10 protein-coding genes are annotated in these 13156 nt (G+C 61.0%); 4 read left to right on the top strand and 6 right to left on the bottom strand.

Translation table 11 applies throughout. From position 1 onward, the window contains the following. Window positions 1-138: 138 nt before the first annotated feature. The 4 genes from AC1D0N_RS00740 to AC1D0N_RS00725 form a co-directional block, all read right to left on the bottom strand. Complete coding sequence (locus tag AC1D0N_RS00740) at window positions 139-1488, bottom strand: putative bifunctional diguanylate cyclase/phosphodiesterase (RefSeq protein ID WP_477240406.1); 1350 nt, start codon at window positions 1486-1488, stop codon at window positions 139-141. 140 nt (window positions 1489-1628) lie between these two features. Continuing rightward, entirely contained in the window at window positions 1629-3446 is a 1818-nt protein-coding gene (locus tag AC1D0N_RS00735) for a GtrA family protein (protein WP_477240404.1), read from the bottom strand. 129 nt (window positions 3447-3575) lie between these two features. Continuing rightward, window positions 3576-3974 (bottom strand): GtrA family protein, encoded by a 399-nt coding sequence (locus tag AC1D0N_RS00730; RefSeq protein WP_477240402.1) that lies wholly within the window; start codon window positions 3972-3974, stop codon window positions 3576-3578. Beyond that, window positions 3971-5218 carry a glycosyltransferase family 2 protein gene (locus tag AC1D0N_RS00725; protein WP_477240400.1) on the bottom strand — a complete coding sequence of 416 codons (1248 nt, stop codon included), beginning with the start codon at window positions 5216-5218 and terminating at the stop codon, window positions 3971-3973. The genes AC1D0N_RS00730 and AC1D0N_RS00725 overlap by 4 nt, the downstream gene beginning before the upstream one ends. A gap of 226 nt (window positions 5219-5444) precedes the next feature. On the opposite strand from AC1D0N_RS00725, the gene gshB reads away from it, so the two are divergent. Beyond that, window positions 5445-6389 carry a glutathione synthase gene (gshB, locus tag AC1D0N_RS00720; protein ID WP_477240398.1) on the top strand — a complete coding sequence of 315 codons (945 nt, stop codon included), beginning with the start codon at window positions 5445-5447 and terminating at the stop codon, window positions 6387-6389. A 4-nt stretch (window positions 6390-6393) separates the two neighbouring features. Here gshB and AC1D0N_RS00715 read toward each other — a convergent pair whose 3' ends face one another. Together AC1D0N_RS00715 and AC1D0N_RS00710 are read right to left on the bottom strand one after the other, a co-directional pair. After that, complete coding sequence (locus AC1D0N_RS00715) at window positions 6394-6774, bottom strand: cupin domain-containing protein (RefSeq protein ID WP_477240396.1); 381 nt, start codon at window positions 6772-6774, stop codon at window positions 6394-6396. A 327-nt stretch (window positions 6775-7101) separates the two neighbouring features. Continuing rightward, complete coding sequence (locus tag AC1D0N_RS00710; RefSeq protein WP_477240394.1) at window positions 7102-8607, bottom strand: Ig-like domain-containing protein; 1506 nt, start codon at window positions 8605-8607, stop codon at window positions 7102-7104. A 305-nt stretch (window positions 8608-8912) separates the two neighbouring features. Here AC1D0N_RS00710 and AC1D0N_RS00705 point away from each other — a divergent pair, with 305 nt between their 5' ends. From AC1D0N_RS00705 to AC1D0N_RS00695, 3 genes are all read left to right on the top strand, one after another. After that, window positions 8913-10445, top strand: a complete 1533-nt coding sequence (locus AC1D0N_RS00705) for a YifB family Mg chelatase-like AAA ATPase (protein WP_477240392.1) — start codon at window positions 8913-8915, stop codon at window positions 10443-10445. Window positions 10446-10530: 85 nt separating this feature from the next. Then, a complete protein-coding gene (locus AC1D0N_RS00700) occupies window positions 10531-11847 on the top strand; it encodes a toll/interleukin-1 receptor domain-containing protein (protein ID WP_477240390.1) in 1317 nt (438 codons plus the stop codon). A gap of 109 nt (window positions 11848-11956) precedes the next feature. Beyond that, the gene (locus tag AC1D0N_RS00695) at window positions 11957-13099 is read left to right on the top strand and encodes a tetratricopeptide repeat protein (protein ID WP_477240388.1); all 1143 of its coding nucleotides are present in this window, start codon (window positions 11957-11959) and stop codon (window positions 13097-13099) included. Window positions 13100-13156 lie beyond the last annotated feature (57 nt).

The raw sequence follows: 13156 nt of genomic DNA, 5'->3' as shown, positions 1-13156 counted from the left end.
CCTGATCGGCGCGCATCCTAGCCAGACACGTCGTGTGGGCAAGGGCGAAACGTCGGATTTGCGGGCATATGTCAGACAAAACGACAATGCGCCGCACCGGGTATGCGGTGCGAATGCTGACGGCGTCGAGCTCGCCGGTCAGACTGCCTTGGCGTGCGAGGCGCCGCGATAGGAATCGCGGAGGTAGCCGAGCGTGGCGTCGGCATCGGCCGGCCTGCCGAACAGATAGCCCTGGCCACCGGCGCAGCCGAACTGGACGAGGCGGTCGGCCTGCGCTTCCTGTTCGATGCCTTCGGCGACGACGTCCATGCCGAGCCCCTCGCACATTGCGAGAATAGCGCGGATGATGTGTTCGGACGGACGGTCGTCGAGAATGGAGGAGACGAAGGCGCGGTCGATCTTGAGCTTGTCGAAATGGAATTCGCGCAACCGCCCGAGCGAGGACTGGCCGGTGCCGAAATCGTCGAGCGAGACGCGGATGCCGACGCGGCGCAGATCCTCGACGATCTTCTCGGCCGAGGCCGGGTCGTTCATCAGGCCGGTCTCGGTGATCTCGATCTCCAGCCGGCGGGGGTCGAAACCGCTGCGGTCGAGGATGGCCAATATGTGCAGGCCGGTGTTCTGGTCGACGAGCTGCGAGGGCGACAGGTTGAAGGACAGGAACAGGTCCTTCGGCCAGCTGCGCGCGGCTTCGGTCGCCTTGCGCAGCACCAGCTGCGACAGCGGGCCGATGATGCCGCGCTCCTCGGCGATGGGGATGAAGACCGTCGGCGGCACCGAGCCGAGGTCGCGATCGGTCCAGCGCGCCAGCGTCTCGAAGCCGATGGTGCGGCGGGTGTTCAAATCGACGATGGGCTGAAAATGCGGCTCGACCTCGCCGGCGGAGACGGCGCGGCGCAGCGCCTGCTCGATGCGGGTGACGCGCTTGGCGGCTTCCTCCATCTCGCGGGTGTAGACGACAACCCGGCCGCGGCCCGAACGCTTGGCATGATAGAGAGCCGTTTCGGCCTTGTTGACCAGAATTTCCGTGGTTTCGTCGCCCGAATAGAACAGCGAGCAGCCAACCGAGGCCGAAAGCCTGGCGGTGCGTTCGCCGACATCATAGGGCGCCGAAAGGATCTCGATCAGCATGCGCGACTTTTCAGCCGCGGCGTCTTCTGAGAACACCATCGGATAAAGGAAGGCGAATTCGTCGGCGCCGATGCGACAGACGGTGGAATAGCTGTCCATCGAGGCGCGCAGCCGCATCGCCACCTGGATCAGGATATCGTCGCCGGCTTTGTGTCCGAACAGGTCGTTGATCGGCTTGAAGCCATCAAGATCGAGAATGCCGACGGTGAACGGCGCCGGGTCCTCGGACCGATCGCTGATCAGCCGGTCGACCTTGTCGAAGAAGCGGCGGTGATTGCCAAGTCCGGTCAACGGATCCGTGAAGGCCTGATCCGAGCTTTCCCTGCTTGCCTGCCCGGTGCCAAACGTCGTTTGCATCGGTGTCCCTGTTTTGAATATCGGAATTTATATCCAGACTGGCAGCAAACCCTTTAGGAAACGTATCGCGAAATCGATTTTTTCGTCGAAAAGGGCCGCCTATGGCATGAAATGTCCGCCCCTTTTCAGGGACGGATGCCTCAGGCACCTTGCCGGACACGATAGAGTTCGACGGGGGCTCCCTTGGTCTCCATTACCGGCTCGAGCCATTCCGGCACATTGTCGTGCATCAGCCCGGCGAGAAAACCTTGCGGCGCCCTGGCGGCGAGAAGCTCGCTTTCCGGGCTGCCGCGGCACAGCGCCACCAGGCCGACATGGTGCGCCGCCACGATTGTCCTCGCGTCAGCGGCCGATCCCAGGAAGGCATCGAGCGCAAGCAGGTCGCCGGCGATGTTGCGATGATAGGGTCCGGCGAAGACGCGATGGCCGGAATAGGCCAGGATCGGCGAGCCAAGGTTGGAAACGGCGAGCACGGTGGTGTCGGGTTGCCTGGCAAGTGGTGCAAAGGATGCCTTGCTCTCGCAGGCGGTATCGGTGGTGCCGTCCTTGGCCGCCACCGTGCTGCCCTCGAAGGCTACCGACGTCGCCGCCGCCGCGCCGACCCAGACAACATTCACCGACGCCAGCCAGACAGCGGCCATGCGCAGCGAAACGCTTCGCGAGGGGCTGGTTCTGGCGCGTTCGCGCCATGTGGCGACCCATGCCGACAGCGGGATGACGGCAAAGGCGAGGGAGAAGCTCGAACCGCGCACCTGCCAGGCGCTAACGATGAACGCCACAACAAGCAGCGTGCCGACGAGGCTGTCCTGCCGCCGCCAGGGTCCGCGCCGGAGCCGAAGCGCCATCAGGGCGATCGCCAGCAGCGGCGTGACATAGCGCGCCACCACCCGAGCCGGATCATAGACGACGAGTTTGTACAGCGACTGCGCCTCGTCGATGTGGTCGAGCCACAATTCCTTGAGGCGCGGATCGAGGTTCGCATAGGGAGCTGCCAGGCATTGCGGGAACAGTGCCGCCACGACAGCGGCCAACACTACGGCAAGCAGGCCGAGCGAGATCAGCCGACGACGATGCGTGCGGCTGGCCGCCTCGACCGAAACGATGGTCGCAAGGCCGGTTCCGGCGAATGCCGCGACGACGAACTGCACGGTCGAGAAGGCATCGCATTGCGCCTGGCCCCAGGCCGATGGCGCAATGGTGGTGACGAACACCAGCGCCGAGACGCCGGCAAGGCCGATGCCGAAATCCCGGGCGATCCGCCATTCGCCGCCTAGGTCGACGACAAACAATATCGCCATGCAGGCGCCGATGGTGGCGACATAGGGAGCGGTCTCCATGCCGACGGCCAGCGTCAGCGCCGCGCACAGGCCCGAAAACAGTGCCGCCCACCGCCGTGCGGGTGCCTCGAGCAGCAAGCTCAGGCTGGCCATGGTCAGCGTCAGCTGGACATTGTGATGATCGAGCGCGCCCGGCGAAAAGACGCCGATGAAATGCAGCGCCGCGGCGCCGATGACGATAGCAGGCAGCATGGCACCTTCACCGGCGAAGCTGCGGGCGGCGCGGGCGGTGTAAAACACCGCCACACAGAAGAGCAGCGCCGGCCACAACACTTGCACGACGTTTTCGGCGACTGCCATGCTGCCGGTCAGAGCCGACACGGCAAGGATGATGGTGGCGATCGGCGCATCGACCAGCCGCGACCAGTGCATGACGAAGCCGCCTTCAAGCCCCATCCTGTATTGATGCAGATCGAACCAGCCCTGGCCGGCCAGCATGTCGCGCACCTCGACCATGCGCAGCAGGCTGTCATTATCGCCGCCGGCATTGCTCAGTTCGGGGAAGCCGGCAAAGGCGTTGATGGCCAATGCCACCAGCGTGGCGAGCAGCGCCAGCATGAGGTCGGTTCGCCAGGCGCGCGCATCCCCTTTGGAAAGCATCGCGGTGCGGGCAATGGTCATGGGGATGGGCTTTCGGCCTGTGTTGATCGGCGCAGGCTAGCGGTGGTCGCTTCACAAAGTGTAAAGCCGGTCGCAAAAATCACCGTGTTTGAGCATGATCTTTCCGAAAACCGGCTTCGGGATCAGGCTCTAATCGCGCACCGGAAACACCCAGAGCGACGACAGAACGTAGCTCACCGTGCTGGCCGCGACTGTCGTCAGCGCCGACATGGCAAGCGGCGACATGCCGAAACGCGCGACCGCGACATGCGACACCAGGCCCGAAAACAGCGCGCATCCGACCTGCAGCGCAAGATAGCGCGGCATGGCGCGGGCGTGATCGTGCTGGCCGCCGAAGGTCCAGCCGCGCTGTGCGCCATAGGCAACAACGAAGGCGATCGCATAGGCGATGAGACTGCCGACGAAAGGCGAAAGGCCCAGCGAAACCAGCAGCCACGACAGAGTGAACAGCAGCAATGCGGCCGCGACGCCGACGGTCACAAACCGGAACAGGCGCGTCTGCACAAAGGCTGGCAGCGCTTCGTTCATGCTTCGCGCGCCGGCTGACCATCGGCTGGCAATTCACCAGACTGGCCGGCTTTCAGCCGCTTGACCGGTATTTCCAGGACGCCAAGCAGGAACGCCGAGAAGAAGGCCTGGAACGAAATGACGATCAGGCTGAGGCCGAGCACGACGATGCGCGGTATCTCGGAATCGTTGAGTGGGCCGAAGCCGAGATGCGCCCAGCGCGCCACGGCATAGAAGAAGAACAGCGCGCCGCCGGCAAAGCAGATGCCGGCATTGGCGGCCAGACGGTCGGTGCTGATGGTTCTGGCCAGCCAGCCGGAACGGTGGCTTGGCGGCAGAATGCCGGTGATCTCGGCATAATAGCGCGAAATGGCGCCGAAGGTGATGAGCTGGACGCCGGTGACGACCATGAAACAGGCGGCGACGAAGGTGTTGAGGTCGAGCGACAGATTGTCGATCACCCGCAGCGGCCCGAACACCAGCAGTGCCGCAAACAGGAGGCCAAGGCCGCCGAGCACCGCGCCCGGGATGAAGAACATCCAGCGCGGATTGTAGACCAGCAGGAACTTCAGATGCCGCCAGCCGTCGCGCCAGGTCCTGAGATGCGGCGGCCGACTGCGGCCGTCGGGCTTCAGCGTGGTCGGCACCTCCTCGATGCGCAGGCCGGCCAGCGCGCCGCGCACCACCATCTCCGAGGCGAATTCCATGCCTGTCGTCTGCAGGTCGAGCTTGCGGATGCTTTCGGCATTGAAGCCGCGCAGGCCGCAATGGAAATCGCCGGTCTTGATGCGGAAGAACAGACGGCCGACAAAGCTCAGCACCGGATTGCCGAGATAGCGGTGCAACGGCGGCATGGCGCCGGGCTCGATGCCGCCCTGGAAGCGGTTGCCCATGACCAGGTCGGCGCCGTCGCGCAGCCGCGCCACGAAGGCTTCCAGCGCGCCGAAATCATAGCTGTCGTCGGCATCGCCCATGATGATGAAGCGACCCTTGGCGGCGACTATGCCGCCGAGCAGGGCCGCGCCATAGCCCTTCTGGGGCACCGGCACGACACGGGCGCCGATCGCGGTGGCGATGTCCTGCGATCCGTCGCTGCTGCCATTGTCGGCGATCAGCACCTCGCCCGAAATCCCTGATTTGTCGAGAAAGGCCTTCGCCTTGCCGATGCAGACGGCGAGCGTCTCGGCCTCGTTGAGGCACGGCATGAGGATGGTGAGTTCGAGTTCCCTGGCCGAGGCGGCGCGGATGGCGGTGACGGCGTTCATGGTCGTTGTTCCATCGAGGGCCCTGCGCGGACGCATCTCCGGCGGGCAATTCGGCGCTTACCCTTGCACGGCAAGGCTTAAGAAAACGATGACGCGCAGCCTCGCCTTGTCTTCAACTGGCCGGTTGCGGCGCGCTGATGCCAATCTTCAAAATGTGGCGATTGGCAGACGCACGGCGAGGCTGTACAGGCAAGACAGCCGCCCATCGCGCTGCCGGAGACCTGCCATGAAGTTGAAGATCGCCGTCCAGATGGACCATATCTCCACCGTTTCGATCGCCGGCGACACCTCGTTTGCGCTGTCGCTGGACGCGCAGCGGCGCGGCCATCAGCTCTTCCACTACACGCCGGACCGGCTGTCGATGCGCGACGGCAAGGTGTTCGCGCGCATCGAGGAAATGCAGGTGCGCGACGAGAAGGGCAACCATTTTTCACTGGGCGACAAGGTGCGCACGGATCTCGCCGAAATGGACGTCATCCTGCTGCGCCAGGATCCGCCCTTCGACATGAACTACATCACCACGACGCATATTCTCGAGCGCATTCACCCGAAGACGCTGGTGGTCAACGACCCGGCCTGGGTGCGCAACAGCCCGGAAAAGATCTTCGTCACCGAATTCCCGGACCTGATGCCGGAGACGGTGATCACGAAGGATCCGCTGGAAGTCGCGGCCTTTCGCAAGGAATTCGGCGACATCATCGTCAAGCCGCTCTACGGCAATGGCGGCGCCGGTATCTTCCATCTGCACGAGGCCGACCGCAACCTCGCCTCGCTGCTCGAAATGTTCGGCCAGATGTTCCGCGAGCCCTATATCGTGCAACGTTATCTCAAGGACGTGCGCAAGGGCGACAAGCGTATCATCCTGATCGACGGCGAGCCGGTGGGCGCCATCAACCGGGTGCCGGCCGAGCACGATTCGCGCTCCAACATGCATGTCGGCGGCCGCGCGGAGAAAACCGAGCTGACGGCGCGCGAACGCGAAATCTGCGCCCGCATCGGCCCGTCGCTGAAGGCGCGCGGTTTTATCCTGGTCGGCATCGACGTCATCGGCGACTACATGACCGAGATCAACGTGACCTCGCCGACGGGCGTGCGCGAGGTCAGGCGTTTTGGCGGCGCCGATATCGCCAGCCTGTTCTGGGACGCGGTCGAGGACAAACGGAGAAAATAGGACCCTAAGCCGGTTTGGCGTACTGCTCGGCGCTCATGACTTCGATGCACACGAACCGCTCTTTGCCTTCCACCCAGGCGTCGTGGCCGGGCGGAATTGTATAGGACGTGCCCTGCTCGAACGTTTTCTGGGTGCCGTCATTCATCTTGACGGTGATGGTTCCGGACACGACGTAGCCGACATGCGAGACCTGACAGCTGTCCGTCTTGACGACCGGCTTTACACATTCGGACCATTTCCATCCTGGCTCCATGTTGAGCCGCCCGAGTGTAAAGCCGGGAAGCCGCACCACTTCGACGCGTGTCTTGTTGGGCGAGCGAACTTCATCCGGGTTGTTGTGAGACTTGGATGCCAGTTTCGTGACGTTCATTGCACCTTCGGCCATGTCATCCTCCCTACGCTTGACGCGGAGCCTGACGCTGCGATTGTCGGAACCGCGGCCGGATTCATATCACGTTTGGAGCCAATCTATAAGCGATTGCTAAAATAGCGATATCGACTCCTTGGCTCTGACGCCTCAGTTCGGCGCGTGGCCTTCGAGGTGCGAGGGCGCTAGGCGATTGTGGTAGATCAGCCACCAAAAGGCGTAGCCGTCTTTTGTGAAATCACGGTTGGTTCTTCAAACGGACACCGCACGTTTCCATACATTAGGCGGCGCTTAAGCTGCCGGAGAATGGCCGGCGCAGGGCGCTGCATTGCCGCCCCACAGCGTCTAGATCACGAAGAAATCGTCCGCGGTAAGCCATGTGCCCGGACTTACGGCGGCGAACTTGACGGCCGCCGCGCCGCCCGCCCCGTCCACGTCGAACAGCAGATCGCCTGTCGCGTCGTCGTAAATGATGTGGTCGCTGTCATCGATGGCCGTCTTGCCTATCGCGAAGACCGCGCCGAAAAGCGGGCCGGCCGACAGCCCGACGAATACGGAGCTGTCCAGCCGGAACACATCATCTTGCGCATTGAAGTCGGCGATGCTGTCGTAATTCGCCGGTCCAAGCGCGTCGAACACGAAGACATCCCTGCCGGCGTCGCCGGCCAGCCGGTCGCGGCCGACACCGCCATTGAGGATGTCGTCGCCAGCGCCGCCCCGCAGGTCGTCGGAGCCGGCGCCGCCATCGAGGAAATCGTCGCCCGCGTCACCGCGAATGCCGTCGGTGCCCGCACCGCCGCTGATCTCGTCATTGCCGGCGTCGCCCTTCAGCCAGTCGGTCCCAGCGCCGCCGATGATCGTGTCGGCGCCGGCACCGCCGAACAGCTGGTCGTGGCCGGCACCACCGTCGAGTGTATCGTTGAACGAGGTGCCGGTGATGCGGTCGCCACCACCCAGCCCGTCGATGATCACCGCACGATCGTAGTTTCCATAGCTCACGATGTTCGTGGCGTCGGTCAGCGTGATGGATTCGGCCGGTGGTGTGACCGTGATCGTGATCGTCGCCACATTGCTGTTGCCCTGGCCGTCCGTGGCGTAGACCGTAAAGCTGTCGGTGCCGACGAAGCCGGCCTCGGGCGTGTAGTCGAACAGATTTCCGCTCAGAAAGTCTGTGTGATAATGCAGGCTGGTGCCGACGTGACCTTGGTGAAACGGGTAGTAGTTGCCGTCGAAACGCGTGCTCTGCTCAAAACTGCCGTGATCCGGTCCGTCCAGGACGACAAAGCTCAAGAGATCGTAGTCGGCATCGGCCACGCTGAATTTGACGTCGTCGAGAAATTGCCCCTGCGAAACCGACACATTCAGATTGGCGGCCGTGGGCGCATGATTGACGAAGGTGTCGGGCTGAAGCGTACCGTCTTCCAGGATGATCCGATGCAGGCCGTACTGCGTGTTTTCGCCGCCGAAATAGTCGTTCGCCCCGATCCATGTCACCGTGATTGTGTCTGGGTTGGCGGCGTTGACCGAGACGATCCGGGCCGACAGGAAGGCCGCCTGGTCGGACACGGTGCGGATGAAATTGCCTTCATTGTCGAAGACCTGCGTTTCCACCGTCGTCCAGGTCTCGGTCCTGCCCTCATGGGTGAAGCTGGTGATGGTAAAGAAGCCTTCGAAGACATCGACCGAAGCCAGATCGATCCCACCGAACGGGAAATCCGGCTTTGCCCCTATCGGTCCGATGACATCGCCGTCGGTTTCCGCAATGCTGAAAAGGACCGCGTTAGGGCTTGGATTGGGATTGTCGGGTTCTTTCCATACGGTGAGTTCACTGCCATTGCTTAAGGTCGGCATCCTTGTCTTCCTCGCCTTTGCGCCTGGACGCTCTGCGGATGTCCCCCGATTCCAACATAACATGGTATGCGGGCCGGATCGGTGACAAACCCCTTCGCCTTTCTCCATGTGGTTAATTCCGTCTCGGACGGGGACAGTTCTATGGAGTTCTGCGCACTGCCGTGACATTCGTCGGGAGGCGACAGCGACCCTATGTTCCTGTAATGTTCTTGATCAATTCAGAAATCTGTGCTTGTCTTGTCTGACGTCGCTCACGGCCTGATTGCACTGGCTTAGAGCGAGTCAGGTCCGGGGGCAGAGCAAAGATGGTGGCGCGGGTTCGCACGGTGGCTTTCCAGGGCATCGAGGCCGTGCCGGTCGATGTCCAGGTGATGATCGCGCCGGGCAAGGTCAACATGCATATCGTCGGCCTGGCCGACAAGGCAGTGGCCGAAAGCCGCGAGCGGGTGCAGGCGGCACTCCATGCGTCGGGCCTGTCGATGCCGTCGAAGAAGGTGACGGTCAATCTGGCGCCGGCCGACCTGCCCAAGGAAGGCAGCCACTACGACCTCCCCATCGCGCTCGGCCTGATGGCCGCACTTGGCGCCATTCCAGGCGACATGCTGGCCGGCTATGTCGTGCTTGGCGAATTGTCGCTCGACGGCACCATTGCCACGGTGGCCGGCGCGCTGCCGGCGGCGATCGGCGCCAATGCCGAGGGGAAAGGCCTGATCTGCCCGTTCGGCTGCGGACCGGAAGCGGCCTGGGCGGGCAAGGATTTCGACATTCTGGCGCCGGGCAGCCTGATCGCGATCGCCAATCATTTTCGCGGCACGCAGGTGCTGTCGCGACCGGAGGCCGGCATCCATGCCTCGGCGCGCGACCTGCCCGACCTCTCCGACATCAAGGGCCAGGAGACCGCCAAGCGAGCCCTGGAAGTGGCGGCGGCCGGCGGCCACAACCTGCTGATGGTCGGCCCTCCAGGCTCGGGCAAATCGATGCTGGCGCAGCGGCTGCCGTCGATCCTGCCGCCGCTGGCGCCGAAGGAGCTTTTGGAAGTCTCGATGATCGCCTCGGTGGCAGGAGAACTCGGCGAGGGCAAGCTGACCGACCGGCGGCCGTTCCGCGCCCCGCACCATTCGGCCTCGATGGCGGCGATGGTCGGCGGTGGCCTCAGGGCACGGCCGGGCGAGGTGTCGCTCGCGCATCACGGCGTGCTGTTTCTCGACGAGTTTCCCGAATTCACGCCGCAGACGCTTGATGCGCTGCGCCAGCCGCTGGAGACCGGCGACTGCATGATCGCGCGCGCCAACCACCGCGTCACCTATCCGGCGCGCATCCAGCTGGTGGCGGCGATGAACCCGTGCCGCTGCGGCATGGCCGGCGAGCCCGGCTATCGCTGCCTGCGCGGCGAGCGCTGCCGCACCGACTACCAGGCGCGCATTTCCGGCCCGCTGCTCGACCGCATCGATCTCCGCATCGAGGTGCCGGCGGTCTCGGCCAGCGATCTGATCCGGCCGGACCGGGCGGAGAAGAGTGCTGCCGTGGCGCTGCGCGTCGCCCGCGCCCGCACCATCCAGCGCGAGCGTTTCGAGCGGCTGGGCGCTACCCTCGCCACCACCAACGCGCATTGCTCGCCTTCCGTCATCGAGGAGATCGCCATGCCGGATGCCGCTGGGCTGTCGCTGCTGAAAGATGCCAGCGAGAAACTCGGCTTTTCGGCGCGTGCCTATCACCGGGTGCTGAAGGTCGCGCGCACGCTGGCCGACCTCGAAGCCAGCGAGACCGTCGGCCGCATCCATCTGGCCGAGGCGATTTCCTACCGCATGATGTCGGAGCGGGTCGCGCAGGCGGCGTAGACTCCAAGGCTGTCGCATATTACTTCTACAGCAGTCGAATCGTGCACTTACGCGACATCATCAGTCAAATGCGTCGAGGGAAGAGATGGTCGGTCAAGGTCTTGTGTTCCTATCGCATTGGTCGGGTGACGCGCCGATAGTACAAGAACTTCACAGAGTTCTTGACCGCTCGCGAGCATTCCTCGACGTTCGCTCTATGAATGCAGGTAACAATAACTTAAGCGAGATGCAGACAGCCGTTGAAGAGGCCGCTGTCTTTGTATTCGTTATATCTCCCGGCGTACCAGAGAATTGTTTTTCATTCTTTGAGGCTGATTGCGCAAGACATAAAAAGATCCGAGACAAGGACCTGCAGGTACTTGTTTGGCCAATTCAAGGTGCGTCTTTTCGAGACGCACCCTCCTGGATGCAACAATATTTTGCGATACCTAAGGAATATACTGTCGCGGACGTTGGCAGAGAAATCAGACGGCTTGCGGGAGATTTTTTACACTCCAAGGAGTTAATCTCACCTGAATACTACTATGGTCGGGAGGATGAAGAGCGCAGAACTATAATCGATATAAATAGTCGGATAGCGAAATCTGGACGCCCTGTAAACGCGATGTTTGTAAGCGGATTTACCGGCCTTGGCCGGCGTAGCTTTACAAGAAATCTCTTGAAGGGTCACTATCCGGCGTTACGAAGAAATATTGTGCATTTCGATCTATCTGATTCGGCCGAAGCTGTTGACCTATATCTAGCGGTAATGGCCGACCTCTCGAATGGCCTCTCCTTGGCTAGGATTGCGGATCTTCGAGATCATTTTCCGACATCTCCCGATCAACAGGCAGAACTCATATTATCGTGCCTTAGCCATTGGATGGCGCTGAAACTTCCTATTGTGATCCAGATGCGCTGGGGACTTCTCGATGGCAACGGCAACGTCGCGTTGTGGTGTGCAGCACTTCTAAAACTTCTTGATCAGCGAGAGAGCGGGGGACTTCTAGCTCTTATCTCTGGACGCCGTCCACGGCCCGAAAGTTTGATGGCTTTTAGGAACGTAATAGGTGTCCAGATACGCCCCCTAGATGACATCTCGATCAATTTTATTCTTTCCAAACTCATCTCGGCCGAACTGTATAACCCCGTCCTAATAGACCGCTTGGCTACTTTGGTTGGTGGCCATCCAGAGACGGCGCATCAGGTCGCTTATTTGGTAAATCAGGGCCGCTCTATCGATACCATATTGACCAACCGATCACTTATATATTCGTTTAAAGATAAGGTTTTAGAAGACCTTCTTTCTCCTGGCTTTTTGAGCGAAGCGCATCGAATAATCCTACAATTATATGCTGGTATCCGCAGATCGACACCTCGACGATTGCAGACGTCTTGGATTTTTCCAATGTGCAAGAATTGATTGAGATCCTTTGGGAATTGACCGACTATTCGCTTCTGGATCGTTCCGAAAATGATACATTTATCGTTAATCGCGTGGCAGCGTCACGTTGCTACGCCAACCCGAGATATTGCCGAAGACGGTAAAAGAGCGACTGGTTAGAAATGTACAAAGCCTTTTAGGACGGGACGACATACTGCCGGAACAGATCGAGTCGATCCTTTTGACAATTACCGGTTCGGAAGGCGAACTTCCCCCGCTTTTGAAACTCGCGCTTACCCCTTCAACACTATATGGCGTCGTTGAGCGACACTATCTACGTGGCAGAGGTTCGGATAATCGGGCCGAACTTGAGCGAAACATGCGCATCGCAGCTCAACTCGCGCCTATCTCTCTATCACTGTCCGCGAGCGCCGATCTATTGGAGTCAATTTTATTTTATGGGGCAGATGCCCTCGTGCGGATAGGCCAAGACCCTGAGCCGCTTGCGATCGAAATGGAGAAGCGTGGGTTTGCTTCAGTTCATCTCATTCGAGGGAGCGCTAAGTACCACAGGGAAGGCGACGACCTTGGGGCGATAAGAGAATTGCGGAGTGCGCTCTCCCGCAAAAAGTTTCGACGCCGTGTAATCAGAATGTTGGCACGTATTCAAATGCGCGCTGGACACGCTTCCGACGCGCTTGAAACCCTGAACTATCTTAGCGAACAAGAGCTGTTTAAGGACTCCGGCTTTTTAGTCTTAAAAATACGGGCACTTCGCGCCACACGTAATCATGCAGAAGCGGATCGTCTGGAGGCGAGATTGAGGGAGGTCGGAGACGACCACGGCGACTTATTCGTGTTTGAGGCCACTCGGCTAATTAAGAAAGGCGATTACTCAGCCGCGCTCCGGATGGTGGACCGGGCTTTGAATGCACCCAAAGTGAATAAGCATCCGATCTTAACTTTGCGATGTTCTATTGAGCTAATGATGGGCGACGCCTCTAATCTTTCATCTGCTTGCGCGTTAGCTGAGGGAGCAGGCCGCTTAGATGATGCGTGTGAGCTTCGGGCACGCGCTGCCCTCATCCGAGGTGACTGGCGTGAGGCTGAAAAGGAGCTCGAGAATGTCCGTCTCGTTACTTGGTACACACTTCAGATTGAGCTTCAAGCTGTGGATCGGAAACTTACCGACCCTCTCATAAAGCGCGATGCCGTTGAACTATCCAAGTGCTCGACGAGACGTGAGGACATACTGAGGCGAATGCTATCAGCCGGCGAGATAAGGTTTTAATTTAGAACGATGTCGGTGTAGGTGTTCAGGGATGCGAAGCGCGTTCCGTGCCTAACC

The organism is Mesorhizobium sp. P2_E10, from assembly GCF_056404235.1.
This window is presented reverse-complemented; position numbering and strand designations above follow the sequence as displayed.